The organism is Mesorhizobium sp. WSM4983 (genome assembly GCF_029625765.1).
Lineage (GTDB): Bacteria > Pseudomonadota > Alphaproteobacteria > Rhizobiales > Rhizobiaceae > Mesorhizobium.
Genome location: NZ_JARTVM010000002.1, coordinates 673,576 through 700,084, shown reverse-complemented (window position 1 = coordinate 700,084; position 26,509 = coordinate 673,576). Strand labels below are relative to the sequence as shown.

Below are 26,509 nucleotides of genomic sequence, written 5' to 3'. Positions count from 1 at the left end.
ATCCCCGCCAGGTTCGTCGGCGTTGTCGTCCAGGCGCTCGGAGGCCGTGGCGAAGGTTTGGCGCAAACGAACGATTTAAATCGATTGAAGTGTCGCGCTATTTTGTTTGCGCTGCAGCATTTTCAAGCTAATCATTGCGCCGGTTCACCTCACCTTCCGCTACTGGAGCCCAGTCCTTGGCAATCACGAAGATCCTCGTCGCCAACCGGTCCGAAATCGCCATCCGCGTCTTTCGCGCGGCCAACGAACTAGGCCTCAAAACCGTGGCGATCTGGGCGGAAGAGGACAAATATTCGCTGCACCGCTTCAAGGCCGACGAAAGCTACCAGGTCGGGCGCGGCCCGCATCTCACCAAGGACATGGGTCCGATCGAAAGCTATCTGTCGATCGACGAGGTGATCCGCGTCGCGCGCCTCTCGGGTGCGGATGCGATCCACCCCGGCTACGGCCTGTTGTCGGAAAGCCCCGAATTCGCCGAGGCCTGCGCTGCCGCCGGCATCACCTTCATTGGGCCGAAGCCCGAGACGATGCGCCGGCTCGGCAACAAGGTGGCGGCGCGCAACCTGGCGATCGCGGTCGGCGTGCCGGTCGTGCCCGCCACCGATCCGCTGCCCGACGATATGGACGAGGTGAAAAAGCTCGCTGCGGAAATAGGCTATCCGGTGATGCTCAAGGCCTCGTGGGGTGGCGGCGGCCGCGGCATGCGCGCCATCCGCGCTGAAGCCGACCTCGCGCGCGAAGTCATGGAAGGCAAACGCGAGGCGAAGGCCGCCTTCGGCAAGGACGAGGTCTATCTCGAAAAGCTGATCGAGCGCGCCCGCCATGTCGAGGTGCAGGTGCTGGGCGACACGCAGGGCAATGCCGTGCACCTGTTCGAGCGCGACTGCTCGATCCAGCGCCGTAACCAGAAGGTCGTCGAACGTGCCACGGCTCCCTACCTCAGCGAGAAACTGCGCGAGGAACTCTGCGCCTACGCGCTGAAGATCGCGCGCGAGACCAGCTACATCGGAGCCGGCACCGTCGAGTTCCTGCAGGACGCCGACACCGGCAAGTTCTATTTCATCGAGGTCAACCCGCGCATCCAGGTCGAGCATACCGTCACCGAGATGGTGACCGGCATCGATATCGTGAAGGCGCAAATCCACATCCTCGACGGCTTCGCCATCGGCACGCCGGAGTCCGGCGTGCCGGCGCAGAAGGACATTAAGCTCAACGGCCACGCCCTGCAGTGCCGCATCACCACCGAGGACCCGGAACACAATTTCATCCCCGATTACGGGCGCATCACCGCATATCGCGGCGCCACCGGCTTCGGCATCCGCCTCGACGGCGGCACCGCCTATTCGGGCGCGGTCATCACCCGGTTCTACGATCCGCTGCTCGAAAAGGTGACGGCCTGGGCGCCGACGCCGGGCGAGACGATCGCGCGCATGAACCGGGCATTGCGCGAGTTCCGCATCCGCGGGGTCGCCACCAACCTCACCTTCCTCGAAGCGATCATCAACCACCCGAGCTTCGCCGACAATTCCTACACCACCAAGTTCATCGACACGACGCCGGAGCTGTTCGAGCAGGTCAAGCGGCAGGACCGCGCCACCAAGCTGCTCAATTATCTCGCCGACGTCAGCGTCAACGGCCATCCCGAGACGCGCGGACGGCCGGTGCCGAAGGCGGATGCGGCGGCGCCTGTGGTGCCCTATCTCAACGGCAAGGTGCCGGACGGGAGCAAGCAGCGGCTCGACGCGCTCGGGCCTCAGAAGTTCGCGGCATGGATGCGCGAGCAAGCCCAGGTGCTCGTTACCGACACGACGATGCGCGACGGACACCAGTCGCTGCTCGCCACCCGCATGCGCACCTACGACATCGCCGGCATCGCCGGCACCTATGCGCGAGCGCTGCCGCAACTGCTCTCACTGGAATGCTGGGGCGGCGCCACCTTCGACGTCGCCATGCGCTTCCTCACCGAGGATCCATGGGAGCGTCTGAACAGAGTGCGCGAGGCAGCCCCCAATCTTCTGCTGCAGATGCTTCTGCGCGGTGCTAACGGCGTCGGCTACACCAACTATCCCGACAATGTCGTGCAGCATTTCGTTAGACAGGCAGCCGCCGGCGGCGTCGACCTGTTCCGCGTCTTCGACTGCTTGAACTGGGTCGAGAACATGCGCGTCGCCATGGACGCGGTGGGCGCCGAGGGCAAGCTGATCGAAGCGGCGATGTGCTACACCGGCGACATACTCGATCCGGAGCGCGCCAAATACGACCTGAAATATTATGTCGGGCTGGCGAAGGAACTGGAAGCGGCCGGCGCGCATATCATCGCCGTCAAGGACATGGCGGGCCTGTTGAAGCCCTCGGCGGCGCGCGTGCTGTTCAAGGCGCTGCGCGAAGAGACCGACCTGCCGATCCATTTCCACACGCACGACACCTCCGGCCTGTCGGCGGCGACGGTTCTGGCGGCGGTCGAGACCGGCGTCGACGCCATCGACGCGGCGATGGATTCGTTCTCCGGCAACACCTCGCAGCCTTGTCTCGGCTCGATCGTCGAGGCGCTCAAGGGTACCGAGCGCGACCCCGGCCTCGACCCCCAGTGGATCCGCCACATCTCGTTCTACTGGGAAGCGGTTCGCAACCAATACGCCGCCTTTGAAAGCGACCTCAAGGGACCGGCCTCGGAAGTCTATCTGCACGAGATGCCGGGCGGCCAGTTCACCAATCTCAAGGAACAGGCGCGCTCGCTTGGGCTTGAAACGCGCTGGCACGAGGTGGCGCAGGCCTATCACGACGTCAACCTGATGTTCGGCGACATCGTCAAGGTGACGCCGTCGTCGAAAGTGGTCGGCGACATGGCGCTGATGATGGTGAGCCAGGACCTCACAGTCGCCGATGTCGAGAACCCGGCGAAGGACATCGCCTTCCCGGATTCGGTCGTCTCGATGCTGCGCGGCGATCTCGGCCAGTCGCCCGGCGGTTGGCCGCAAGCTCTGCAGAAGAAGGCGCTGAAGGGCGAAAAGCCGATCACCGTCCGGCCCGGCTCGCTGCTGAAGCCCGCGAACCTCAAGGCCAGCCGCAAGGAGATCGAGGAGAAGCTCGAGCGCAAGCTCACCGAGTTCGAATTCGCCTCCTGGCTGATGTATCCGAAAGTCTTCACCGACTTCGCCGCCGCTCAGGAGACCTATGGCCCGGTCAGCGTGCTGCCGACGCCGACCTATTTCTACGGCATGAAGTCGGAAGACGAGATCTTCGTCGACATCGAGAAGGGCAAGACCCTGGTGATACGCTGCCAGGCGTTCGGCGACGTCGACGAAAAAGGCATGGTCACCGTCTTCTTCGAGCTCAACGGCCAGCCGCGTCGCGTGAAGGTGCCGGACCGCGCGCATGGCGCTTCGGCCGCCAAGGCGCGGCGCAAGGCCGAGCCGGGCAACGAGGCGCATGTCGGGGCGCCGATGCCGGGCGTGGTGTCGGCTCTTGCCGTGTCGCCAGGCCAGGCGGTCAAGGCGGGCGACGTGCTGCTCTCGATCGAGGCGATGAAGATGGAGACCGCGTTGCACGCCGAGCGCGACGGCGTGGTGGCAGAGGTGCTGGTCAAGGCCGGCGACCAGATCGATGCGAAGGATTTGCTCATCGCCTTTGGCTGAATGTGCTGATCTTCAGGTGAGGCCGGCCTGCAAAACGCCGGCTTCCTGGGGTTCCGGCCTTCGCCGCCGAAGCACTCACCAGGCACGTCGCAGTTAAGGCTACGGCCAGCTTAGGCCCGTGCCCACGTACTCCAAGCATGCTCGGCTCCGGTTCTCGGAACAACCGTTCTCGCCGCTTCGCGCCCGTCTTCGACTCCGGCTCGGCCTGACCAGAATCTCAGCACAGCCTGGGGTGCTCCAACCCTTCATGCCGCATCGATAATGTCTTGACCCGCCGCGCCTGCTCGGGCATCGAACCCGCTCCAATTTTGCCGGGCGGGAATCGCCGTGGCGCAAAAAAACGCGGAGAGAAAAAATGGCCGACGAGATCACCGAGACCAGCCAGACTGTAGCCGCCGGCCAGCTGCGCGCCATCATCGAGCGCATCGAGCGGCTCGAGGAAGAAAAGAAGACGATTTCCGACGACATCAAGGACGTCTATGGCGAGGCCAAGGGCACCGGCTTCGACACCAAGGCGATCCGCACCATCGTCCGGCTGCGCAAGAAGGATCAGGCCGAGCGCCAGGAGGAGGAGTCGATCCTCGATCTGTACAAGGCCGCGCTCGGCATGGTCTAAGGCTCGCGGCTAGAGCAGTTCAGCGTTTGATGGAATCGCTGAACTGCTCCAACCATTTGCTTTTGCGCAATTCCGGACGGAAACCGTTACACTTCCTGAAATTGCCTCCAGGGACGGCCATGAGTGAGTTCGACTTCGGCGGCCATCGCGCTTCGGAGTTCCGGCATCGCGGGTTCTGGGCGCTGTTCGCCGAACGGCACCCGGAAGAAAGAGCGCGGCTGGCGCGACGCGGGCCATGGTTCTGGCAGCGCGGAATGCCGGAGTTCGCCCTGGTGCTGTCCATGTATGTCGCGCCAAGCGAGAACGTGGTCGGCGTCTTCTTCGGCCGCAACGAGAAGCTCGGCGCGACGGAGGTCTGGACGCGGCTGATGCCATTCCAACCGGCGATCGAGGCGCGGCTGAAGCTCAGGCCGGAGCAGAGCGCGCAGAATCTCGGCATAAATTCGCAGTGGCGGGTCAACTGCTTTGCCGAGGACAATTGGCCGGCCATGGCCGACTGGCTGGCGACGGAATGCTCGCGCTTCGAGCAAGCCGTCACCCAAGTGCTGAGGCAGGAGTAGAGCACAGATGGTTGCCGGCTTCTTCCGCTCGCGCTGGCAAGGCATTGTGCCGCTCGACCGGCTGTTCTGGCGCGACATGCTGCTCGCCGGCACGGCGATCAACATCGCTTCGTCCGGGCTGGCGCTTGTCCTGCTTGGGCTGAAGCTGCCGCTCTGGCTGGTGCTCACGGTGCATTTCCTTCCCGCCCCCTACAACATCTTTCTCGCCCTTGCCGTCTGGCGGACGGCGGAAACGGCCGGCGGGTTCAAGGCGCAGCTGATGATGCTGGGCTCGGCGCTCTGGCTGATCGCGACGGTCGTCGTTTGAATCGAAAAAGGGCGGCCGAAGCCGCCCTTACAAGGCTATGACGACCTGCCTGTCAGGCCGCCGGCTCGAAGCGCAGCGCCACGCCGTTGATGCAATAGCGCAGGCCGGTCGGCGGCGGGCCGTCCTCGAAGACATGACCGAGATGGCTGCCGCAACGCGAGCAGTGGCATTCGGTACGGACCATGCCGTAGCTGCGGTCGACGGTGGTCTCGATCGAGCCCGGGACCGGATCGTTGAAACTCGGCCAGCCGGTGCCGCTCTCGAACTTCAGCTTGGATTCGAACAAAGGCTGGTCGCAGCCGACGCAGAAGAAAGTGCCGGCGCGTTTCTCGTAGAGCAGGGCGCAGCTGCCGGGACGCTCGGTGCCGTGGTTGCGCATGACGGCATACTGCTCCGGCGTCAGCCGGGCGCGCCACTCGGCATCGGTGCGGGTGACGGGATAGGCGTGGGTGTCCATGAAATCTCCTCGGCCTTGGCGGCTCGTTGTTGGTTGGCATGTCATGTTCGCACGAAGATAGGTGTTTGTTACACCACTGACCAGCGCTGCGACTGACAACGCAATCGCCGCTGGTTTCCGCGAATTACTGTCACACTCAATGCTTCCTCGATAGCTGCTTCGTTGCCGCTTCGAGCCCGGCAAGCGTCAGCGGGAACATGCGGCCGCCGAAGATGTCGCTGATCATCGCGATGGAATGGGTGTAGCGCCAGTTCTTCTCAGCCTCAGGATTCAACCAGACCGCGTTCGGCCACTGCTGCAGCAGCCGACCGAGCCAGACGCCGCCGGCCTCCGGGTTCCAGTGCTCGACCGAGCCGCCGGGATGCGCAATTTCGTAAGGGCTCATCGAGGCGTCGCCGACCACGATCACCTTATAGCCCGGCCCATATTTGTGGATGAGGTCGAAGGTGGGGATCGTCTCGGCCAGGCGGCGGCGATTGTCCTTCCAGACGCGCTCGTAAAGACAGTTGTGGAAGTAGTAATACTCGAGCTGGCGGAATTCGGCGCGCGCGGCGGAGAACAGCTCCTCGACGGTTTTGACGTGACCATCCATCGAGCCGCCGACGTCGAAGAACATCAGGAGCTTCACCGCGTTGCGCCGCTCCGGCCGGGTTCTCACGTCCAGATAGCCGTGCTCGGCGGTGGCGTGGATGGTGCCGGGCAGGTCGAACTCTTCCTCGGCGCCCTCGCGCACCCAGCGCCGCAGCCGCTTCAGCGCCACCTTGATGTTGCGGGTGCCGAGCTCGATCGCGTCGTCGAAGTTCTTGAACTCGCGCTTGTCCCAGACTTTCACTGCGCGACGGTGGCGGCTTTCGTGCTGGCCGATGCGCACGCCTTCCGGATTGTAGCCATAGGCGCCGAAGGGCGAGGTGCCGCCGGCGCCGATCCATTTCGAGCCGCCCTGGTGCCGGCCCTTCTGCTCCTCCAGGCGCTGCTTCAGCGTCTCCATCAGCTTGTCGAAGCCACCCAGCGCCTCGACCAGCTTCTTCTCCTCGTCGCTCAGGTGCTTTTCGGCGAGCCGGCGCAGCCATTCCTCGGGAATGTTGGCGACGTCGACAGCGTCCGGGCCGGCGAGCGCTTCGACGCCCTTGAAGACATGCGCGAACACCTGATCGAAACGGTCGATATGGCGCTCGTCCTTCACCAGGGCCGAGCGCGCGAGGTAGTAAAAACCCTCGACGTCGTAGTCGACCAGCCCAGCTTCCAGGCCTTCCAGCAGCGTCAGATACTCCCGGAGCGAAACGGGAACCCGCGCGGCTTTCAGTTCAAGGAAGAAGGGGATGAACATCGCCAGACGGCTATCTCTGCCCCTCGATCTTTTCACGCGCGGCACTCGCAATGAAGGCAGAGCGCGTCAGGCCCCGGCGGCTGGCTTCAGTATCGATCGCCGCAAGCAGACCAGCGTCCAACGACAGGTTTGCCCGGACTGACCGACCGGAGTCGATCAGCAGCGGGATCATGACGGCAGACTCGCCTGCGGCGCTATCGATCTCACCTGATCGTAACAAGTCCGCCACCGTTCGTGCTTCGGGTAACGAGACGTGCTTTGCCAACCGAGTTTCGGCCCATTCGCGTATCGCCGATGCTGCATCGGCAATCGCCTCCTCGGGGCTGGCGCCGCCGCCATGGCAGCCCGGGAGATCGGGGACCCGGATTCCCCAGACATTATCTGCGCCGTCCAGAACTCCGATATAATGCGTCATGCGATCAGGCTTCAAATCCATCCGGCGAGCTTGGCGATCGAGCGTGCAACGCCCGGAGATTGCTCGCGGTGCCGCGGCACGATGATGGTCACATCCGGTTTCCCGGATGCTCATATTTGTCGTGCTTGCCGCCTCCGACGCTCGACCAGCCGTCGCGCAAAAGCCGCGCTATGATCTTGCGCGTGTTAGTCTCAATCAGCGGCACGGCGGCTTTCCAATGCGCAATATATTGCGCAGCTGGACCGGTTTCAACCGTTTCACAACAGATCGTACTCGATGAAGCCCGTGCGCCGCGCCACATGGTCGTACAGCCGGCGCGCGGTGGCGTTGGTCTCGTGCGTCATCCAGTAGACGTTCTTCACGCCGATCTTGCCGGCCTCGTCCTGCACCGCTTTGATCAACGCCGCGCCGATGCCCTTGCCGCGCACTTCGGGGTCGGCGAACAGATCCTGCAGATAGCAGGTGTTGACCTCGGACCAGCAGGAGCGGTGGTAGAGATAGTGGGTCAGGCCGACGGCCTTGCCCTCAAGCGTGGCGATAAAGCCTTTCGGCTCGAACTCGCCAGGCGTGAACAGGCGCTTCCAGGTGACGTCGTAGACCTCTTCCGGCAGCTTGGTCTCGTAGAAGGTGAGGTAGGCGGTCCATAGTCGGCGCCAGTCGGAGCGGTCGGACTGGGCAAGCGGGCGGACGGTGATCTCGGACATGTTTTCTCCAACGTTTGGTCGGAAGCTGCGGCAACCGCCGCCTGTCGGCAACGGTCCACAGAGGACAAAGCGCTATTGCTGCCAAGCCTATTGCTGGCGCCTGGCCATGAAGGCCAAGCGTTCGAAGAGGTGCACGTCCTGCTCGTTCTTGAGCAGCGCGCCATGCAGCTTCGGCAACATATTCTTCGGATCGGCGCGCAGATCCTCCGGCGCGATGTCGTCGGCGACCAGCAGTCGGATCCAGTCGAGCGCTTCGGAGGTGGATGGTTTCTTCTTCAGCCCGGGCACGTCACGGATCTCGTAGAACTGGGTAAGCGCGGCCCGCACGAGATTCTGCTTGATGCCGGGATAATGCACGTCGACGATCCGGTGCAGCGTCTCGATATCGGGGAAGCGGATGTAGTGGAAAAAGCAGCGGCGCAGAAAGGCGTCCGGCAACTCCTTCTCGTTGTTGGAGGTGATGATGACGATCGGCCGAAATTCGGCGCGGATGGTCTCGCCGGTCTCGTAGACGAAGAACTCCATCCGGTCGAGTTCCTGCAGAAGATCGTTGGGGAATTCGATGTCGGCCTTGTCGATCTCGTCGATCAGGAGAACGACCTTTTTCGATGCCGCGAAGGCGTGCCACAGCTTGCCGCGTTTGATGTAGTTCTTGATGTCGCTGAACCGGTCGTCACCGAGCTGGCTGTCGCGCAGCCGCGAGACGGCGTCATACTCGTAGAGGCCCTGCTGCGCCTTGGTGGTCGATTTGACATTCCATTCGATGAAATCGAGGTCGAGCGCCGCCGCCACTTGACGGGCGAGTTCGGTCTTGCCGGTGCCCGGCTCGCCCTTGACCAGCAACGGTCGCTCCAGAGCGATCGCGGCGTTGACCGCCACCATCAAATCCTTGTCGGCGACGTAAGCCGCGGTGCCTTCGAAACGCATTTCTTCTCCTGATCGTTGGGCCGCGACCCTAAGGACGCTGGCCAGGCTGTGCAAGGCATGACAACGCCGCAAGGCCCATGACGCAGATTTGCGGCCGCTTGGAGCGGTGTCCTTCTGGCGCTCGGTCAACCATGGGCCTATATTGGTTTTGGCGGTCTGCGCTTCCCGGCAGGAGAAACTTATCCCCGGGGCCTTATCGATCCTTAGGGAGCTGTCCCTGGGAAGACCCGTGGGTTTTCTCACACGGCGCCCACCTACTTTGTAGGCACCCGGGATCGACCTCTCCACCGGTTGTGTGGATCGCCACTCTCCCGTTTTTGAATTTGATGCGGTAGAAAGCGTCGCTCCTGCAACTTCGTCCGGATACGACCTTTTCTAACGTCTGCGCATGACCTCATCAAAAGACCTGAAAAAACAGCTTCGCAAGGAAGCTCTGGCGCGGCGGGATGCGCTGGACGAATTCTGGCGGGTCGAGATCGCGCTCGAAATGGCTGAGACGGCGCGTGACCAGATCGCCGTCGAACCGGGCCAGATCGTCTCCGGCTTCTGGCCGATGCGCTCCGAGGTCGATGTGCGGCCGCTGATGTTCGCGCTGCGCGAGAAAGGCGCCAGGCTTTGCCTGCCGGCGATCCTCGACAAGACAACCATCGTCTTCCGCGAGCTGGTGCGCGGCGCGCCAATGGTCGAGATGGGTTTCGGCACGGTCGGACCGCACGAGCAGGCCGAAGAGCTCGACCCCTCGCTCATGTTTGTTCCGCTCGCAGCATTCGACGCGCGCGGCCACCGCATCGGCTACGGCGCCGGCTATTACGACCGGGCGATCGCCAGGCTGGCCGACAAAGGGCTGGCGCCGCGGCTGATCGGCATTGCGTTCGACTGCCAGGAGGTGTCGCAAGTGCCGGATGAGAACCATGACGTGATCATCCCGGAAATACTCACCGAGAGCGGGTTACGCCGGTTTACCGCCTCTTAGAATATTCCGACCCGCTTCGCGCGATTCCAATACCTATCCAACAGTATTCCTGCTAGCCAATCCAAGTTGAGGTTAGCAAGGGGATTTGTCTTCATGCGATTCATCCTGATGCCGTTTGCTCTGATCGCGGCAGCACTGTTTGCGATGGGATTGCATATCACCGGAACCACCCTGTACCACCAAGCCGCCTGGGGGCAGACGGTCGCTACCGTGACGGATGTCAGTCCTTTCACTGAAATGCACAAAAATGGCCTCGCCATAGAGCGCATCAATGTCGCCCTCGCCTATGTGGTTGACGACGTGCCGATGACCTGGTCCGGAAAGGGAAACCTTGTCGATCTCCACGAGGCGTCGATCGGCGACAAGGTGAAATTCTACTACGACCCTGGCGATCCAGCGACCCTCGATACCGCCGGAATGAAGGGCTGGCGCGGCATGCTGTTGATCCTTGCAGGTACCGGCGGCTTCACCGTCTTCTACGTTTGGTTTTTCTGGCTGCGCGGACGGAGCGCGCGTTAGACGTCGCCTTCGGCTGCTAGGACGGGGCGGTGGTGCCGTATAAGACCATCATGTGATCATCCCGGAAATACTCACCGGGAGCGGGTTGCGCCGGTTCACGCCGCAATTGTAGAACAGCGGTTGAGAAACGCATGATCTTTTGCGGAAAGTCATGCAGCTTTTGCTTGGCGGACTTTCGACGCGGGATCGTATGAGACTTCTCTTCCTCGGCGACATGGTCGGAAAAACTGGGCGCACGGCGGTGTGGGAACAGCTGCCGGGCTTGATATCCGACTTCAAGCTCGACTTCGTCATCGTCAATGGCGAGAACGCCGCCGGCGGCTTCGGCATCACCGAGGAGATATTTCGCGAGACGCTCGCGGCGGGCGCGGATGTCGTCACCACCGGCAACCATGTCTGGGACCAGCGCGACGCGCTGGTCTTCGCGCCGCGCGAGGAGCGCTTCCTGCGCCCCTCCAATTTTCCCAAGGGCACGCCGGGGCGTGGTTCTGGCGTCTATATCGCCAGGAACGGCGCGCGGGTGCTGGTCGCCAACATCATGGGGCGCGTCTTCATGCATCCCGAGCTCGACGATCCGTTCCAGGCCGGCGAGCGCGAGCTTGCCGCCTGTCCGCTTGGCGAACAGGCCGACGCAGTAGTGATTGATTTCCATGCCGAGGCGACTTCGGAAAAGATGTGCTTCGCGCATTTCGTCGACGGCCGTGCCAGCCTTGTGGTCGGCACCCACACGCACCAGCCGACCGCCGATCATCAGATACTCAACGGCGGCACCGCCTATATTTCGGACGCCGGCATGTGCGGCGACTATGATTCCTCGCTTGGCATGGACAAGGAAGAGCCGCTCAACCGCTTCCTGTCGAAAGTGCCGAAAGGTCGTTTCGAGGCCGCGAATGGACCGGCGACGCTCTGCGGCGTCGGCGTGGAAATCTCCGACCGCACCGGGCTCGCCGAGAAGATCGCGCCGTTTCGCCGCGGGCCGCGACTCGAGGAAACCGCGCCGTCCTTCTGGTCATGATATTGATATGAGCACCGGTCGTACCTAACTGGCGACGAAACCCGCGAAAACTGCTCTAGATCGTAGAGGGGACGACCTCCATGCAGCTTGTCGAGTTCCTGGCGCCGCACTTTGCCTTTGTCTCCGATCCCACAGCCTGGATCGCGCTGCTGACGCTGGTGGTGCTGGAGGTGGTGCTCGGCATCGACAACCTGATCTTCATCTCGATCCTGACCAACAAGCTGCCGGAAGCGCAGCGCGCCCGCGCCCGCAAACTCGGCATCTCGGCGGCACTGGGCATGCGGCTGGTGCTGCTCGCCACGATCTCGATCATCGTGCAATTGACGACGCCGGTGTTCACGGCGTTCGGGCATGGCTTTTCCTGGCGCGACCTGATCCTGATCGCCGGCGGCCTGTTCCTTGTCTGGAAGGCGACCAAGGAAATCCACCACACGGTCGATCCGCAGGATCATCAGGACTCGATGATGGGCGGCACACTGCAGATGAGCCTGGCCGGCGCGATCTTCCAGATCCTGCTGCTTGACCTCGTCTTCTCGATCGATTCCATCATCACCGCCGTCGGGATGACCGACGAGATCGCCATCATGTACATCGCTGTCATCGTGGCGGTGAGCGTGATGATGCTGGCGGCGACGCCGCTCGCCAACTTTATCGCCAAGAACCCCACAATCGTGATGCTGGCGCTCGGCTTCCTGCTGATGATCGGCATGACGCTGATTGCCGACGGCATGGGCTATCACGTGCCCAAGGGCTACATCTACGCCGCCATGGGTTTTTCCGCGCTGGTCGAGGGCCTCAACATGCTGGCGCGGCGTCGAAAGAAGCAGCGGTCCGGCGGCGGGCATTAAACTAGGGCAGGTTGATCTGCCAGGAAACGCCGAAGCGGTCGTTGAGCCAAGCGAAACGGCGGCTGAAGCCGTAATCGTCGGTCGGCATCAGAAACGCGCCGTCCTTGGCCAGCACCCCGACAATGCGATCGAGCTCCTCCTCGGAGGAACAGTCGACGAAGAGCGAGAACGACGGCGTGAAGGAGAAGGCGTGATGCACGGGGCTGTTGAAGACCATGACCTCAGTGCCGCCGATCACGACACGGGCCAGCTTGAGCGCACGTTCGGGCCCGTCCTCACCGGCGCCATAGCGTGTGACGTCGACAACGCGGCTTTCTGGAACGGTGTCGCAATAGAGGGTCATGGCCTCCTCGGCCTGACCTTCGAACATCAGGAACGGCGTTACCTTCACGGCCGGGCCTCCTCGCTCAAAGGAGTCAAATATTGGTCTCGTTGGCCGGCTCGCCTTTCATCTCGGCGCGATAATAGCCGTCGCGCAAATTGATGCCGTATTCGAGATACGCCTTCATGCAGGCGAGCATCTGCGACCAGCCCTCGCAATTGAGGTAGGATTTCTTCAGTCCGACCTCGCCTTCGTGCCAGCCGGCCTCGGCGATGGTAACGAAGGTGCCGCCGTCGTCCAACGGCTCGAAGTTCATCTCGATGCGTGTCTTGTAGGCCGGCTTGCCGTCAGTGTCGGCCGCGTCCCAGCGCAGCACGATACGCCTATCCTTGATCACCTCGTCGACCTCGACCGGCACCGTCTTCCACCAGGTGACGGTGGTGCCGGCGACCAGCGGAGCAGAGGCGCCGCCAATGGTGGTGAAATAGCCGCTGAGCTTCGTCGGGTTGACCACGGCGTCGAAGACTTCGGCGACCGGCTTGCCGATGCGTCCGGAAATCCTGAATCCAAGAGACATATCCACAGCTCCTTCCTTGCCTCGTGAAACAATATGTTATAAAAACATAACATGTCAAGCCCAACGTCGGACGATCGTGTTTTCAAGGCCTTGGCGCACTCGCGCCGGCGCGAGTTGCTCGACCGGCTCAAGGATCAGCCGCAGACCACCGGGGCGCTCTGCGAGGCTTTCCCGGACATGGATCGCTGCACGGTCATGATGCATCTGAAGGTGCTGGAAGAGGCCGATCTGGTCGTGGCGAGGCGCGAGGGGCGCGAGCGCTGGAACCATCTCAACGCGCTGCCGATCAGGCAGATCCACGACCGCTGGATCGGCCAATATGCGGGCCATGCGATCAGCATCCTCGACCGGCTGAAGTCGGATCTGGAGGGATGATGCCGCGCTGCAAGGGCAATCTCGGTCTGTCCGCCGTCAGGGTCGACGGTCCGGCTGGACGAATTGAGCCGATTTATCTATAAGCCGGCCATTCCGACAGAGAGCCCCGCGGGCCTTCGCAGGCACGCTTGCAGCGTTCTGAAATTTTGAATTCGAGCATTTGCCGGGTGATCGCGCCCGGCCGAGAAATGCTCTAGCCGAACACGACAGGGGTGCCATGGCTGGCCATTCGCAGTTCAAGAACATCATGCACCGGAAAGGCCGCCAGGATGCGGTGCGGTCGAAAATGTTTTCCAAGCTGGCACGCGAAATCACCGTCGCCGCCAAAACCGGCACGCCGGACCCGGCGATGAACCCGCGGCTGCGCCTTGCGGTGCAGAACGCCAAGGCGGTGTCGATGCCGAAGGACAACATCCAGCGCGCCATCAACAAGGCCTCCGCCGGAGATGCCGAGAACTACGAGGCCGTGCGCTATGAGGGCTATGGCCCCGGCGGCGTGGCGCTGATCGTCGAGGTGCTGACCGACAACCGCAACCGCTCGGCGTCCAATGTGCGCGCCGCCTTCACCAAGGCCGGCGGGGCGCTCGGCGAAACCGGCTCGGTGTCGTTCATGTGGAACCGCGTCGGCGAGATCTATTACCCGGCTTCGGCCGGCAGCGCGGACACGGTGATGGAAGCCGCGATCGAGGCCGGTGCTGACGACGTCGAGTCGGACGAGGAAGGCCACACCGTCTATTGCAGCTTCGAAAATCTCGGCGAGGTATCGAAGTCGCTCGAAGCCGCGCTCGGCGAAGCGGAGTCGGTGAAGCCGATCTGGCAGCCGCAGAACAATGTGCCGGTCGATGAAGAACGGGCGCAGTCGCTGATGAAGCTGGTCGCCACTCTCGAGGACGACGACGACGTGCAGAGCGTCTACGCCAATTTCGAGGTCGACGACGAAACGATGGCCAAGCTCAGCGCGGCCTGATCGGCTGATCTATGAGCGGAACTCGATCCGACATGAGCGAGAAGCCGCGGCCCGCCATCCGCATCACCTACTGCACGCAATGCCAGTGGCTGCTCAGAGCCGGCTGGATGGCACAGGAGCTGCTCTCGACCTTCGGTACCGAGCTCGGCGAGGTGACGCTGGTGCCGGGCACCGGCGGCATCTTCACGATCTCCTGCAACGACCAGCTTATCTGGGAGCGCAAGCGCGACGGCGGTTTTCCGGAGGCGGCGAAGCTCAAGCAGCTGGTCCGCGATGTCATCGACCCGGAACGCGATCTGGGACACGCCGACCGCAAGACGCACAAGAAGACGGACCCCGCCTGAGGCGGTGTTTTATCCGCTGGCCGCTCTCTTCAAATCAGCGCCAGGATAAAGCAGGCCATCGCCACGATCGCGGTGATGGTGCGGACGTGGTTCCACATTACCCATTGGCGCAGATGGTTCGCCCACACGGCGGCGCCGTTGCTGCTGGCCGGGTCGACGGCGGCCAGGGCGTCGTTGAGCGGTACGTTGAACACCATGGTCACGATCGGGTTGCCGACGAGATAGATTACGGCGCCGGCAAGCAGCCAGTACGAGCCCGATTGGCTCCAGCCCATGATGACAGCGGCAATCAGCACCAGGCAGATGAGGCCGGTGCCGAAAAGCGCCGTCATGAAGGCGGGCGTAATTACGGTGATGTTGATCGAATTCATCGCTGCGATGCCGGCTGGGACGGGCAGCCTGGCAAGTGCTGCCATGACGAAATTGGAAAAGGCGAAGAAGACGCCGCCGACCACGCCAGAGCCGATCGCGGCAATGAAGGCGAGGGCGGGAAGAATTTTCATCATCTCAGTTACTCCAGACGCGCCTGGCTGCGGTTTCGGTTGCATAGGCGAAGAAGTCTTTCGGCCGGCGGCCGAGCGCGCGCTGCACGCCGTCGGTCAGCGATTCGTTGCGGCCGTCGAGCACCTCGGTGAAGAGCTCGTTGAGCAGCCAGGCGAATTCCGGCGGCAGGTTGTGCGCAGCCACCGTTTCGGTGAATTGGGCATGCGAGATCCGCCGATAGCGGATGTCGCGGCCAGTGGCTTTGCCGATTTCGGCGACGGCCTGAGCAAAGCTCAGCAGACGCGGGCCGGTGAGTTCGTAAAGCTGGCCGGCATGGCCCGGCTCCGTCAGCACGGCTTCGGCGACATCGGCGATATCGTCGACATCGACGAAGGGTTCGCCGACAGCGCCGACCGGCAGGGTGACTTCGCCTTCGAGTATGGATTCGATGAGGAAGCCTTCGCTGAAATTCTGCGGAGAACCATGAGCAGCGCAGGATCGTCCAATTGGCACCGGAAACCTTGACCATTTCCTCGGCGCGCTGAGCCTCCGTCTCGCCGCGGCCGGAGAGCAGCACCAGCCGCTTGTTGCCGCGCTCGACGGCAAGTTTGGCCAACGCCTCGACAGTTTCGGCGGCGCCCGGCACCGCGATGTCAGGATAGTAGCTGATGTAGACGGCGCCGACGCCGTCGAGGGCCGCGCCCCAGGTGTTCTTGTCCGACCAGTCGAAGGGAGGCGTGCCTGCGCGGGAGCCGATCCGCACCGGGATCCTGCGGGCGATCAACCGTTCGGCCAGCCGCCGGCCGGTCTTGCCGGTGCCGCCCAGGATCAAAATCGGTTTCTGTGACGTGTCGGTCATCTCGATCTCCTCGTTTTCTGAATATGAGTAATCCTCATGTTTGCAAAACGTGATAAACCCTCGTATTTTGTGAGTCAAGCCAGTTTCTCGAGGATCTTTCGGAGGAAGCTCATGCAAGGCAGGGTAGCCGCGAAGCTCGACCAGGAAATCGCAATGCCCCGGCGAGCGCCGACGCAGCAGCGCAGCCGCGAGCGGGTCGAGCGGATGCTTGCCGCCGCCGCGGCGCTGATCGCCGAGCAAGGCAGCGATGCCATGCGCATGGGCGAGGTGGCGGAAAGAGCAGGGGTGTCGATCGGCTCGCTCTACCAGTTCTTTCCCGACAAGCGGGCGATCGTCTGGGCGCTGGCCGAGCGCTACACCGCCGAAAGCCAGGCCTGCATCTCGGCGGCGCTGAAGGACGTCAGCGACGCCGAGGGGCTGAAGCGGGCGTTTTCGGAGCTGGTCGACATCTATTACGGGATGTTCCTGGCCGAACCGGTGATGCGCGACATCTGGTCGGGCACGCAGGCCGACAAGGCCTTGCGCGAACTCGAACTGGCCGACAGCCGGGCCAATGCCCGATTCCTCGTCGCGGTGCTGAAGCGGTTGCGTCCCGGCGCAGATACCGTGGCGATGGAGACGGCGGCGCTGCTAGTCTGGCAGATGGGCGAGGCGGTCATGCGGCTGGCGATCTCCGTCGACCGGGAGGAGGGCGACAGGCTGGTCGCGGCCTATAAGCGCATGGCGCTGCGGGAGCTGGTGGAAGGGTAGGTACAACCTGGTCGGGTTTCCCGCAGCGTCTGTGGCCAACAAAAAACCCGCCTCGGAGGCGGGTTTTTGATCTGCGACACGTTTAGAAAGGCTTAGAGGCCGAAACCTTCGAAACGCTTCTTGAACTTCGACAGGCGGCCGCCGCGGTCGAGCAGGGTCTGCTGGCCGCCGGTCCAGGCCGGGTGCGTGGTCGGGTCGATGTCGAGGTTCATCGTGTCGCCTTCCTTGCCCCAGGTCGAGCGGGTCAGGTATTCGGTGCCGTCGGTCATGACGACCTTGATGGTGTGGTAGTCGGGATGGATATCGGCCTTCATTGTCGTGTTCCTGGCTTGCCGGCGCTGGTGACGGGCCGATGGCCTGCGTCGATGCGCCCCTTTTTAAAACTCGAAGCCGCAGCTAATGAAAAGCCACGGCTTCTAAAACGGTCGGCGAGCCTATACATCAGCCGGAATTGAATCACAAGGCCGCGGCAGGCGCATATTGAAGCGCATGACGAACACGCGGCCAGAGGAAACGCTCATGGCGGATATTGGTGTCAGTGGTGACGAGCGCAGGCGCTCGGTCCGGCCGCTCAGGAACCTTTTTCCGTACGTCATGCAGTACCGCAAACTGGCGGTCGGCGCGATCATATCGCTGATCGTTGCGGCAGGGACGACGCTGGCCCTGCCGATGGCCGTGCGGCGCATGATCGATCACGGCTTCCAGGCGGCGGGCACTACCTTCATTGCCGAGTATTTCGCCGCGCTGGTGCTGATGGCGGCCGTGCTGGCGGCGGCCTCCGCCAGCCGCTACTACTTCGTCATCACGCTCGGCGAGCGGGTCGTCGCCAACATCCGCCGCGATGTCTTCTCCCATGTCACGACGCTCTCGCCGGCCTTTTTCGATCGCTCGCAGTCGGGCGAGATCGTGTCGCGGCTTGCCGCGGATACCACGCAGGTGAAGTCGGCGGTCGGCGCCACGGCATCGGTCGCGCTGCGCAATCTCATCCTCGGCGTCGGTGCCGTGGCGATGATGGTCTTCACCAGCCCAAAACTGTCCGGCCTGGTACTGGCCGCCATCCCGCTGATCGTGCTGCCGCTCGTCGCCTTCGGCCGTTCGGTGCGGCGCAAGTCGCGGCTGGCGCAGGATACGCTGGCGGAAGCCACTGCCTATGCCAGCGAGCAGATCGGCGCCGTGCGCACGCTGCAGGCCTTCACCAACGAGAAGCTGGTGACGGGGCGCTTCTCGGCCGCCGTCGAGGCCGCCTTCGAGGCGGCGCGCACGTCGGTCTTCGCCCGCTCCTTTCTCACCTTCTTCGCCATCTTCATGATCTTTTCATCGGTGGTGGCGGTGCTCTGGTTCGGCTCGCGCGACGTGCTTGCCGGCACGATGTCGGCCGGCACGCTCGGCCAGTTCCTGCTCTATTCGGTGTTCGCCGCCGGCGCACTCGGCGCGCTGTCGGAAGTGTGGAGCGAGCTGTCGCAGGCGGCGGGCGCCGCCGAGCGTCTGACCGAGATCCTGGCCGAGAAGCCCGCCATTCAGGCGCCCGCAGATCCTCAGCCGCTGCCGGCCAAGGCCAAGGGCGCGATCAGCTTTGACGATGTCTCCTTCTCCTATCCGGCGCGGCCGGACCGGGCCGCCGTGCATGGGCTGAGCTTCCAGGTGAAGCCCGGCGAGACGGTGGCGATCGTCGGTCCTTCGGGCGCGGGAAAAAGCACCGTCTTCTCGCTTATCCTGCGCTTCTACGATCCGGAGAGCGGCCGTGTCGTCATCGACGGCGTCGATCTGCGCCAGGCCGATCCGGCCGCAATCCGCCAGCGCATCGCCATCGTGGCGCAGGACGTCACCATCTTCGCGGCCAGTGCTGCCGACAATATCGGCTTCGGCCGGCCGGGCGCCAGCGATGCCGAGATCGAGGCGGCGGCAAAGGCGGCGCTTGCCGACGAATTCATCGGCAAGCTTGAAAAGGGCTATGACAGCCAGGTCGGCGAGCGCGGTGTGACGCTTTCGGGCGGCCAGCGCCAGCGCGTGGCGATCGCCCGCGCCATTCTGCGCGACGCACCGATCCTGCTGCTCGACGAGGCGACCTCGGCGCTCGACGCCGAAAGCGAAACGCTGGTGCAGACGGCGCTGGAGCGGCTGATGCGCGGCCGCACCACCATCGTGATCGCCCACCGGCTGGCGACGGTGCTCAAGGCCGACCGGATCCTAGTCATGGACGGCGGACGCATCGTCGAGGAAGGCACGCATCAGAGCCTTGTCGCCAAGGGCGGCACCTATGCGCGGCTCGCCAAGCTGCAGTTCGAGACCGGAGCGAGCGCCTTCAAGGGCGCGGCGGAGTAGCGCCCGCCGGCAGGCGTTATCAGTCGCCGTACCGCTTGCGCAGGTGCTCGGTGAAGTAAACGGCGTTGAGCTTCTCGCCGGTGGCGCGCTCGAGCAGGTCCGGCGTCGACCAGCGCGAGCCCTGCGACCAGATCTTGTCGCGTCGCCACTCATTGATGGCGCTGAAGTCGCCCTTGGCGAGATCCTCGTCCGCGCACGGGTGCTCCCTGGTCAGGGCCGCCCATTGCTGCGCCGCCATCATGGCGCCCAGGGTGTAGGACGGGAAATAGCCGAAGGCGGCGCCCGGCCAGTGCACGTCCTGCATCGGCCCGTCGGCCGGGTTGTCGATGGTCGACAGGCCGAGATAGTCGCGCATCTTGGCATCCCAGGCCTCGGGCAGGTCGGCGGCCTCCAGCCGTCCTGAGACGAGCTCTTGCTCGAGCTCGTAACGCAAGATGACATGCAGCGGATAGGTGACCTCGTCGGCGTCGACGCGGATAAAGCCGCGTTCCACATGATGGACATGCGGCAGGATGTCGTCGATCGACCAGGCTTCGCCGAGATGCTTCTCGACAACCGGCAGCGCCCAGCGCCAGAAGGCGGGGTTGCGGCCGATCTGCTTCTCCACGAACAGGCTCTGGCTCTCATGCACGGCCATGCCGCGCGCCTTGCCGAGCGGCCAGTGCGACCAGGCTTTCGGCAGATTCTGTTCGTAAAGCGCGTGGCCGGTCTCGTGCAGCACTCCCATCAGCGCCGACAGGAAATCGGAAGTCTTGTAGCGGGTGGTGATGCGCACATCGGTCGGCACGCCGCCGCAGAAGGGATGGTGCGACACCGCCAGCGAGCCATGGGTGAGGTCGAAGCCGACCGCCGCCATCATGGCAAGACCAAGCTCGCGCTGCTTCTCTACGGCGTAGCTGCCGGAGAGCGGCTTGAGCGCGTGCTTCGCCAGCCGCGCATCCTGCACGGCCAGCGCATGCGGCAGGAAATCCTTGAGGAAAGCCTTCAGCTCGACGAACACCGGCGTGATGTCGGCGGCGCGGTTGCCGGGATCGTACTGCTCCATCAGCGCGTCATAGGGGGCGAGGCCGAGCGCCTCGGCGCGCAGCGCCGCTTCTTCTCGGACCAGCGCCACGACGCCTTCGAGCGCCGGCAGGAAGCCCGCCCAGTCATTCTTGGCGCGCAGGTCGCGCCAGAGCTGCTCGGAGCGCATGCGCGCCGTCGTCTGGCGCTCGACAAATTCGACCGGTAGGCAGGTGAGGTTGGTATATTGCCGGCGCAGTTCCCTCACCGCAGCCTGCTGCTCGTCGTTCAGCGGTTCGGCTTCGGCGGCGGCGATCCAGTCGCCGATCTCCGGCGCGGTAGCCTGGGCGTGCAGCATGCCGGCCAGGGCCGACATCGCCTCGGCGCGCTTCTCGCCGCCGCCAACCGCCATGTGGGTCGCCTCATCGGCGCCGAGAATGGCCAGCGCATGTTCCAGCGCTTCGAGCCTATGGCCGAGTAGATCGAGTTTTTGGAAGGACATGGATGGTTTCCGGCTGCAAAGGGGTTGGCGCGAAAAGATACCAAGGCGCGCAGCTTGGCAACCCTGATCCGCCCGTTCCGGATCAGCCCATCTTGCCTTGCAACAGCGCTGCGTGATCAAAGGTTGGGGCCAACGAGCGGAGGGGACAATGATCGGCAATATCCTGACCGGGCTGGTAGCGCTGATCCACTGCTACATCGTCTATCTGGAGATGGTGCTGTGGGACACGCCGCGCGGCCACAAGGCGTTCAACCTCAAGCCGGACTTCGCCAGCGCATCGAAAGTGCTCGCCGCCAACCAGGGGCTCTATAACGGCTTTCTTGCTACAGGCCTGATCTGGGGGCTCTATCTCGGCACCGGCGGGTTCCAGATCAAGATGTTCTTCCTGCTTTGCGTTGCCGTCGCCGGCCTCTATGGCGGGGCGACCGTCGGCCGCAAGATCCTGTTCGTCCAGACGCTGCCTGCGGTGCTTGCCATTATCGCGCTTTGGCTCGGCCGGTGACTGAAAAAAGGACGCCCTCGGGCCAGGTCCCTCGGGCGCCAGATCGTCCCTTCCTGGTCTCGAAACGGCAGTCGCGGCCCGAAACTGCTCAGCCGTTCGGATAGTGACCGCCGTCGGCGCCGTCGCCCATCAGGAAGCCGCTGCCGGTATCGGTTCTCAGCTTCTGGTCGACATTGTCGAGACGGCGCAGCAGATCGTGATATTGCGCAGCCGGAATCCTGCCGTGATCCGAAGCGGCTACGTGCTCGGCCACCTGGCTGATGTGCGCGGCGCGCATATGCAGTTGCTGCGCTTCCGAGGCCGAGATGTCGTTTGCTTGCCGCGCGTCGGCGATGCCCTGATCCACACCCTGGACCTGCTCGATCAGGCTGGTCACCCGCGGTCCGGTGAAGTCGGTTGGATCGGTTGCGTCGAGAGCGCCCTTGTGATGTCCGGCGGCGTAGGCGCCGGCGAGCGGAGCGGCAATCAGAACCGCGGCGAGAGTTGCAGTCTTGAGAGATGTTAAAGCGCGCATGACGGCGCATCCTCCTGCTGGGGAAGGAGCGGCCATCCCGCTCTGCTTCCGAGCTAGTGGGCCGTCCGGTTCCGTCGCGTCGCGATGGGAGGCATCGCCGGCGGTTCCCGGCCCTGCGCAGCAAATTAGGGCCGCCAAGTCGCCGAGTGTAATTAAAAAAAGATAATGTTTTCAGGCCTTGCCGGCGGGCTTCTGCGCGCTAGAGTTGAGCCGGCGAACAAATTCGCGTGAGTTCGCGTGATGCCGGATCAACGTTCGGTGAGCTTCAGTTCAATTCGGCGGTTCTTGCTGCGCGCCTCATCCGTGTCGGCCGGATCGAGCGGCTGGAATTCGCCGAAGCCGGCAGCTACCAGCCGGTTCGCCGGCACGCCGTTCTCGATCAGGAACTTCACCACCGAGGTCGCGCGGGCCGTCGACAGTTCCCAGTTGTCGCGATAGCGTCCGGTTCCGGACAAGGGCTTGTTGTCGGTGTGGCCATCGACGCGCAGCACCCAGCTGATCTCAGGCGGGATTTCTCTCTGCAGCTCGATGACGGCATCGGCGAGCTTCTTCATCTCGACCTTGCCGGCGTCGTTGATCTCGTCGGAGCCGGTCGGGAACAGCACTTCCGACTGGAAGACGAAGCGGTCGCCGACGATGCGGATGTTCTCGCGGTCGGCGAGGATCTCGCGCAGTCGGCCGAAGAAATCGGAACGGTAGCGGTTGAGCTCCTGGACGCGCTGCGCCAGCGCCACGTTCAGGCGGCGGCCGAGATCGGCAATCTTGGTGTTGGACTCGCGGTCGCGCTGCTCGGACACGTTGAGCGCGTCCTCGAGCGCCGCGATCTGCTTGCGCAGTGCGGCGATCTGCTGGTTGAGGATCTCGACCTGGCTCAGCGCTTGCTGGCTGATCTGGCGCTGGTTGCTGAGTTCGCCGGACAGCGCGTCTGCCCGCTTGTTGGCCGCGTCGCCGGCGCCGGCACCCTCCTCCAGCAATTGCTGAAGACGGCTCTTTTCCGCCTCCGCCGCCGACAGCGAGGCCTGCAGATTGGCGAGCGTGTCTTCCTTGTCCTGGCTGTTCGAGCGCTCCAGCGCCAGCAACTGCGTCAGCTCGTTGATCTGCGAGTTGAGGCGGCTGAGCACGGTGTCCTTGCCGGAGATTTCGCGGCTGAGCAGGAATTGCGCCAGCACGAAGACCGTCAGCAGGAACATGATGGCGAGCAGAAGCGTCGACAGCGCGTCGACGAAGCCGGGCCAGTAGTCGATGCGGCGATCGGCGCGCCGCCTTGCCAGCGCCACGTCAGTGCACTCCGGTCTTCTTCAGGGCGTCAGCGATCTTTTCCAGCGTGTTGCGCATCGCCTTCTGTTCGTCCGACTGCGCCTCGACCCAGTCGCGCATGATCTGCTGTTCGGAGCGCATGTTCTTGACCAGTCCGGAAATGCCGTCCGCCAGGTTGGCCATGGCGGTGGCGACGCGCGGGTTGGAGCCGCCGCCGTTTTCCTGCAGGCTGCGCAGCCGTTCCGACAGCAGGCGGATCTCCTCCGACGGCTCGGCGCGCGCCGATTCCGACACGACGATATCGGACGAGAGATCGGTGACCGAGGACAGCCAGTTCTCGAGCTCGGTGTAGAAGCGGGTCTGGGCGCGGCCGGCCTGCAGGTCGAGGAAGCCGAGCACCAGCGAGCCGGACAGGCCGAACAGCGAGGACGAGAAGGCCGTGCCCATGCCGGCGAGCGGCGCCGAGAGGCCCTGCTTCAGCGCGTCGAGCACGGCGGCGGCATCGCCGCTGCCGGGGTCGAGCGCTTCGATTGTCTCGCGGATGGAGGCGATGGTGTTAAGCAGGCCCCAGAAGGTGCCGAGCAGGCCGAGAAACACCAGCAGTCCGACGAGATAGCGCGAGGTGTCGCGGCTTTCATCGAGGCGCGTGGCGATGGAATCGAGCATGGTGCGCATCGAAGAGGTCGAGAAGGCGATCGTCGACGAGCGGCCGATCATCGCCTTCATCGGCGCCAGGAGCACCGGCTCGGTGGTCTCGGAGCCGGCGCGGAAGGAATTGACCCAGCGCACCTCTCTGAACAGCCGGCCGACCTGGGCGAAGGCGAGCAGGATGCCGACGGCGAGCACGCCGATGATCAGCCCGTTTAGGCCGGGATTGCTGGAGAAGGCGGAGGAGATCTGGCGGGTGAGGATGGCGGCGATGAAGGCGACGATGACCAGGAAGATCACCATCGTGAGCAGGAAGACCTGCGGGCTCGACAGCTTGTGCGGATCGTAGACCAGGACATCCGAGCGCCTGCCGAAGGATCTGAGAAAAGCCATCCGTGCCCCGTTTTCGATGCCACCCGCCGCAGAATTGTCGCGACTCTAAACGGAATTATGACCAAATTGAATGGTGCTTGACAATATCGCCCCGCGCGGGTCGTTTCAAAAACGGCTAATGACCAGACAGTCGACCATGGCGGCCAGGTGCAGCCCGGCGCCGGTGACGACGAAGCCATGCCAGACGGCATTGTGGAAACGCAGGCCTTTCGAGGCAAAGAAGATGACGCCCAATGAATAGACGATGCCGCCCGCGAGCAGCAGCATGACGGAGGCAGGCGGCAGCGTCGCGACCAGCGGTCCGGCGAGCACGACGCCGCTCCAGCCGATGGCGAGGTAAAAGAGGATCGCCAGCCGGTCATAGCGCCCGGGCAGGAACATCTTGATGGCGACGCCCATTGCCGCCGCGCTCCACACGATAACGATCATCGGCACGGCAAGCGCGGACGTGTGCAGCTGGGTCAGGAAAGGCGTGTAGGTGGCGGCGATCAGCAAATAGATCGCGGCATGGTCGAAGCGGCGCAGGATCCACTTCGCCGGCCACGATATCGGCCACAAATTATAGGCCAGCGATATCGACAGCACGGTGAGCAGCGACACAACGTAGAACACGGCGGCGACATACTCACCCGGGCCGGAATGGAAGGCGGCTAAAGCCAGGAAGACCGAGCCGGCGGCGATCGCCAGCACGATGCCTACAGCATGGACGATGCCATCGGCGATGATCTCGGCGCGCGAATAGTGCCAACGGCCGACAACGGGGATTTCGATCGATGTATTTGCGCGAGCGTCGTTCATGAATGATCCTGCAACCATAATCTGGGCAGTCGCGGATCAGTATTTCAAGCTTCGGTTGCGGTTTTGCGACGAGCCCGCCGCGCGTCCTTTCGACGCGCAAAGGGGCTGCAGCCCTTTGATTTGCGCTTATCCGTTCCGAACCGGAGGTCTGCGAAATCGATTCCGATTTCGGGGTGATGCGATAGCGCGCTTCAGCGCGCAGCCAGCGGCTTCTTTACCGTCTTCAAGAGGGCGCGTTGGATAAGCTCGTTGCCGGCGACGATGGAGCCGGCCTCCAGCATGTCCTGCCCGCCATCCATATCCGAAACGAAGCCGCCCGCTTCACGGATGAGCAGGGCGCCGGCGGCGATGTCCCAGGCCGAAAGGCCGGTTTCCCAAAACCCGTCCATGCGGCCGGCCGCGACATAGGCGAGATCGAGCGAGGCTGAGCCAAGGCGGCGGACGCCGGAGACCTCGGCCATGACATTGCGCAACTCGATCAGGAAATTGCCGTGCTGGCCGCGCCCAAGATGCGGCACGCCGCAGCCGATCACGGCATCGGTGAGCTTGGCGCGTCCGGCGACGCGCAGCCGGCGGTCGTTCATGAAGGCGCCGCCGCCGCGCTCGGTGGTATAGAGCTCATCCATGGCCGGATTGTAGACGACACCGGCGACGATCTGGCCCTGGCGCTCGAGCGCGATCGAGACCGCGAAGAGCGGGATGCCGTGGAGGAAGTTGGTCGTGCCGTCGAGCGGGTCGACGATCCAGCGATGCTGGCCGTCCTCGCCGTCGACGGCGCCGCGCTCCTCCATCAGGAAGGCGTAGCCCGGCCGCGCCTTCGACAGTTCGGTAAAGACGATCTCTTCGGCCTTGCGGTCGGCCTGGCTGACATAGTCGCCAGGCCCCTTCATCGAGACCTGCAGGTTCTGCACCTCGCCGAAATCGCGCGACAGCGACCGGCCGGCCTTCATCGCGGCCTGGACCATGACATTGAGGAGAGCGGAACGCGCCATTCTTCTTCTTCCTGTGTTGGCCGTTTTATTCTGCGCGACGCACGTAAGTGATCTCGTTGGTGTCGACGATGATGCGCTCGCCCGCCGAGATGAAGGGCGGCACCAGGACGCGGACCCCGTTTTCCAGCACTGCAGGCTTGTAAGAGGACGCCGCCGTCTGGCCCTTCACCACGGGGTCGGCCTCGGTGATGGTCAGCGTCACCTGGTCGGGCAGCGAGATGCCGATCGGCCGCTCCTCATAGAGCTGGACCGTGACCATCATGCCGTCCTGCAGGAAAGCGGCGCGCTCGCCGACGAAATCCTTGTTCAGTTCGAGCTGCTCGTAGCTTTCGGTGTCCATGAAAACCAGCGCGTCGCCCTGCTCGTAGAGGAAGGAGAAATCCTTCATCTCCAGCCGGATCTGCTCGACGGTCTCGGCCGAGCGGAAGCGCTCGTTGAGCTTGGTGCCATTGATCAGGTTCTTCAGCTCTACCTGGTTGTAGGCGCCGCCCTTGCCGGGCTTCACGGTGTTGGTCCTGACCGCGACCCAGAGGCCGCCGTCATGCTCGATGACATAGCCGGGACGGATTTCGCTGCCGCTGATCTTGGCCATGTTGAAC

Annotated in this window: 30 protein-coding genes, 1 other RNA gene and 1 pseudogene; 15 read left to right on the top strand and 17 right to left on the bottom strand. The window is 63.7% G+C overall.

Features of this window, described 5'->3' with window-relative positions; all coding sequences use genetic code 11:
* Positions 1 to 176 precede the first annotated feature (176 nt).
* The 4 genes from pyc (at position 177) to P9254_RS10685 (ending at position 5,118) form a co-directional block, all read left to right on the top strand.
* The gene (pyc, locus tag P9254_RS10700) at positions 177 to 3,635 is read left to right on the top strand and encodes a pyruvate carboxylase (RefSeq protein WP_278053529.1); all 3,459 of its coding nucleotides are present in this window, start codon (positions 177 to 179) and stop codon (positions 3,633 to 3,635) included.
* Between the two features lie 355 nt (positions 3,636 to 3,990).
* Positions 3,991 to 4,251, top strand: coding sequence for a DUF2312 domain-containing protein (locus tag P9254_RS10695; protein ID WP_067001689.1), 261 nt, complete (start codon positions 3,991 to 3,993; stop codon positions 4,249 to 4,251).
* Between the two features lie 119 nt (positions 4,252 to 4,370).
* Entirely contained in the window at positions 4,371 to 4,811 is a 441-nt protein-coding gene (locus P9254_RS10690) for a hypothetical protein (RefSeq protein WP_067001692.1), read from the top strand.
* Between the two features lie 7 nt (positions 4,812 to 4,818).
* On the top strand, positions 4,819 to 5,118 hold the full coding sequence (locus P9254_RS10685; RefSeq protein ID WP_082980670.1) for a hypothetical protein: 300 nt from the start codon (positions 4,819 to 4,821) through the stop codon (positions 5,116 to 5,118).
* A gap of 52 nt (positions 5,119 to 5,170) precedes the next feature.
* On the opposite strand, the gene msrB is transcribed toward P9254_RS10685, so the two are convergent.
* From msrB to P9254_RS10660, 5 genes are all read right to left on the bottom strand, one after another.
* Positions 5,171 to 5,575 carry a peptide-methionine (R)-S-oxide reductase MsrB gene (gene msrB / locus P9254_RS10680; RefSeq protein WP_095809928.1) on the bottom strand — a complete coding sequence of 135 codons (405 nt, stop codon included), beginning with the start codon at positions 5,573 to 5,575 and terminating at the stop codon, positions 5,171 to 5,173.
* Positions 5,576 to 5,711: 136 nt separating this feature from the next.
* Positions 5,712 to 6,902, bottom strand: coding sequence for a vWA domain-containing protein (locus tag P9254_RS10675; RefSeq protein ID WP_278053582.1), 1,191 nt, complete (start codon positions 6,900 to 6,902; stop codon positions 5,712 to 5,714).
* A 10-nt stretch (positions 6,903 to 6,912) separates the two neighbouring features.
* The gene (locus P9254_RS10670) at positions 6,913 to 7,317 is read right to left on the bottom strand and encodes a type II toxin-antitoxin system HicB family antitoxin (protein ID WP_095799753.1); all 405 of its coding nucleotides are present in this window, start codon (positions 7,315 to 7,317) and stop codon (positions 6,913 to 6,915) included.
* Positions 7,318 to 7,574: 257 nt separating this feature from the next.
* Positions 7,575 to 8,021, bottom strand: coding sequence for a GNAT family N-acetyltransferase (locus P9254_RS10665; RefSeq protein WP_095799754.1), 447 nt, complete (start codon positions 8,019 to 8,021; stop codon positions 7,575 to 7,577).
* An 87-nt stretch (positions 8,022 to 8,108) separates the two neighbouring features.
* Positions 8,109 to 8,948 (bottom strand): AAA family ATPase, encoded by an 840-nt coding sequence (locus P9254_RS10660; protein ID WP_278053525.1) that lies wholly within the window; start codon positions 8,946 to 8,948, stop codon positions 8,109 to 8,111.
* A gap of 150 nt (positions 8,949 to 9,098) precedes the next feature.
* On the opposite strand from P9254_RS10660, the gene ssrS reads away from it, so the two are divergent.
* From ssrS to P9254_RS10635, 5 genes are all read left to right on the top strand, one after another.
* Positions 9,099 to 9,254, top strand: a non-coding RNA gene (ssrS, locus tag P9254_RS10655) — 6S RNA.
* 82 nt (positions 9,255 to 9,336) lie between these two features.
* A complete protein-coding gene (locus tag P9254_RS10650; RefSeq protein ID WP_067319497.1) occupies positions 9,337 to 9,921 on the top strand; it encodes a 5-formyltetrahydrofolate cyclo-ligase in 585 nt (194 codons plus the stop codon).
* Between the two features lie 93 nt (positions 9,922 to 10,014).
* Complete coding sequence (locus P9254_RS10645) at positions 10,015 to 10,440, top strand: DUF3592 domain-containing protein (protein ID WP_278053524.1); 426 nt, start codon at positions 10,015 to 10,017, stop codon at positions 10,438 to 10,440.
* A 190-nt stretch (positions 10,441 to 10,630) separates the two neighbouring features.
* Positions 10,631 to 11,455 carry a TIGR00282 family metallophosphoesterase gene (locus P9254_RS10640; protein WP_067319494.1) on the top strand — a complete coding sequence of 275 codons (825 nt, stop codon included), beginning with the start codon at positions 10,631 to 10,633 and terminating at the stop codon, positions 11,453 to 11,455.
* An 80-nt stretch (positions 11,456 to 11,535) separates the two neighbouring features.
* A complete protein-coding gene (locus tag P9254_RS10635; protein WP_067001713.1) occupies positions 11,536 to 12,303 on the top strand; it encodes a TerC family protein in 768 nt (255 codons plus the stop codon).
* Between the two features lies 1 nt (position 12,304).
* Here the strand turns inward: P9254_RS10635 and P9254_RS10630 are convergent, their stop codons facing one another.
* Both P9254_RS10630 and P9254_RS10625 read right to left on the bottom strand, forming a co-directional pair.
* Positions 12,305 to 12,694, bottom strand: coding sequence for a VOC family protein (locus tag P9254_RS10630; RefSeq protein ID WP_278053523.1), 390 nt, complete (start codon positions 12,692 to 12,694; stop codon positions 12,305 to 12,307).
* Positions 12,695 to 12,719: 25 nt separating this feature from the next.
* The gene (locus tag P9254_RS10625; RefSeq protein ID WP_067001716.1) at positions 12,720 to 13,202 is read right to left on the bottom strand and encodes an SRPBCC domain-containing protein; all 483 of its coding nucleotides are present in this window, start codon (positions 13,200 to 13,202) and stop codon (positions 12,720 to 12,722) included.
* Positions 13,203 to 13,253: 51 nt separating this feature from the next.
* On the opposite strand from P9254_RS10625, the gene P9254_RS10620 reads away from it, so the two are divergent.
* The 3 genes from P9254_RS10620 (at position 13,254) to P9254_RS10610 (ending at position 14,888) form a co-directional block, all read left to right on the top strand.
* Positions 13,254 to 13,577 carry an ArsR/SmtB family transcription factor gene (locus P9254_RS10620; protein ID WP_067001718.1) on the top strand — a complete coding sequence of 108 codons (324 nt, stop codon included), beginning with the start codon at positions 13,254 to 13,256 and terminating at the stop codon, positions 13,575 to 13,577.
* A 217-nt stretch (positions 13,578 to 13,794) separates the two neighbouring features.
* A complete protein-coding gene (locus tag P9254_RS10615) occupies positions 13,795 to 14,544 on the top strand; it encodes a YebC/PmpR family DNA-binding transcriptional regulator (protein WP_067319492.1) in 750 nt (249 codons plus the stop codon).
* 32 nt (positions 14,545 to 14,576) lie between these two features.
* A complete protein-coding gene (locus tag P9254_RS10610) occupies positions 14,577 to 14,888 on the top strand; it encodes a SelT/SelW/SelH family protein (RefSeq protein ID WP_127241643.1) in 312 nt (103 codons plus the stop codon).
* A 29-nt stretch (positions 14,889 to 14,917) separates the two neighbouring features.
* Here P9254_RS10610 and P9254_RS10605 read toward each other — a convergent pair whose 3' ends face one another.
* On the bottom strand, positions 14,918 to 15,394 hold the full coding sequence (locus tag P9254_RS10605; protein ID WP_067001727.1) for an anthrone oxygenase family protein: 477 nt from the start codon (positions 15,392 to 15,394) through the stop codon (positions 14,918 to 14,920).
* A gap of 1 nt (position 15,395) precedes the next feature.
* Positions 15,396 to 16,230: pseudogene (locus tag P9254_RS10600) on the bottom strand (NAD(P)H-binding protein).
* A 111-nt stretch (positions 16,231 to 16,341) separates the two neighbouring features.
* On the opposite strand from P9254_RS10600, the gene P9254_RS10595 reads away from it, so the two are divergent.
* Complete coding sequence (locus P9254_RS10595; protein WP_067319486.1) at positions 16,342 to 16,980, top strand: TetR/AcrR family transcriptional regulator; 639 nt, start codon at positions 16,342 to 16,344, stop codon at positions 16,978 to 16,980.
* A gap of 92 nt (positions 16,981 to 17,072) precedes the next feature.
* On the opposite strand, the gene rpmE is transcribed toward P9254_RS10595, so the two are convergent.
* The gene (gene rpmE, locus P9254_RS10590; protein ID WP_040974396.1) at positions 17,073 to 17,294 is read right to left on the bottom strand and encodes a 50S ribosomal protein L31; all 222 of its coding nucleotides are present in this window, start codon (positions 17,292 to 17,294) and stop codon (positions 17,073 to 17,075) included.
* A 205-nt stretch (positions 17,295 to 17,499) separates the two neighbouring features.
* Between rpmE and P9254_RS10585 the strand changes: the two genes are divergently transcribed.
* On the top strand, positions 17,500 to 19,302 hold the full coding sequence (locus P9254_RS10585; protein ID WP_278053518.1) for an ABC transporter transmembrane domain-containing protein: 1,803 nt from the start codon (positions 17,500 to 17,502) through the stop codon (positions 19,300 to 19,302).
* Positions 19,303 to 19,321: 19 nt separating this feature from the next.
* Here P9254_RS10585 and P9254_RS10580 read toward each other — a convergent pair whose 3' ends face one another.
* Complete coding sequence (locus P9254_RS10580) at positions 19,322 to 20,806, bottom strand: carboxypeptidase M32 (protein ID WP_278053516.1); 1,485 nt, start codon at positions 20,804 to 20,806, stop codon at positions 19,322 to 19,324.
* Positions 20,807 to 20,954: 148 nt separating this feature from the next.
* Between P9254_RS10580 and P9254_RS10575 the strand changes: the two genes are divergently transcribed.
* On the top strand, positions 20,955 to 21,308 hold the full coding sequence (locus P9254_RS10575; RefSeq protein ID WP_067001740.1) for a DUF1304 domain-containing protein: 354 nt from the start codon (positions 20,955 to 20,957) through the stop codon (positions 21,306 to 21,308).
* 88 nt (positions 21,309 to 21,396) lie between these two features.
* On the opposite strand, the gene P9254_RS10570 is transcribed toward P9254_RS10575, so the two are convergent.
* The 6 genes from P9254_RS10570 to efp all read right to left on the bottom strand — a co-directional run bounded on the left by P9254_RS10570 (position 21,397) and on the right by efp (position 26,502).
* Positions 21,397 to 21,822, bottom strand: coding sequence for a hypothetical protein (locus tag P9254_RS10570; RefSeq protein ID WP_067001742.1), 426 nt, complete (start codon positions 21,820 to 21,822; stop codon positions 21,397 to 21,399).
* 248 nt (positions 21,823 to 22,070) lie between these two features.
* On the bottom strand, positions 22,071 to 23,099 hold the full coding sequence (locus P9254_RS10565; protein WP_278053512.1) for a peptidoglycan -binding protein: 1,029 nt from the start codon (positions 23,097 to 23,099) through the stop codon (positions 22,071 to 22,073).
* A 1-nt stretch (position 23,100) separates the two neighbouring features.
* Positions 23,101 to 24,120 carry a MotA/TolQ/ExbB proton channel family protein gene (locus P9254_RS10560; RefSeq protein ID WP_067319476.1) on the bottom strand — a complete coding sequence of 340 codons (1,020 nt, stop codon included), beginning with the start codon at positions 24,118 to 24,120 and terminating at the stop codon, positions 23,101 to 23,103.
* 105 nt (positions 24,121 to 24,225) lie between these two features.
* Positions 24,226 to 24,918 carry a PAQR family membrane homeostasis protein TrhA gene (gene trhA, locus P9254_RS10555; RefSeq protein WP_278053508.1) on the bottom strand — a complete coding sequence of 231 codons (693 nt, stop codon included), beginning with the start codon at positions 24,916 to 24,918 and terminating at the stop codon, positions 24,226 to 24,228.
* Positions 24,919 to 25,109: 191 nt separating this feature from the next.
* On the bottom strand, positions 25,110 to 25,910 hold the full coding sequence (locus P9254_RS10550) for an inositol monophosphatase family protein (RefSeq protein ID WP_067319472.1): 801 nt from the start codon (positions 25,908 to 25,910) through the stop codon (positions 25,110 to 25,112).
* Positions 25,911 to 25,935: 25 nt separating this feature from the next.
* A complete protein-coding gene (gene efp / locus P9254_RS10545) occupies positions 25,936 to 26,502 on the bottom strand; it encodes an elongation factor P (RefSeq protein WP_278053506.1) in 567 nt (188 codons plus the stop codon).
* Positions 26,503 to 26,509 lie beyond the last annotated feature (7 nt).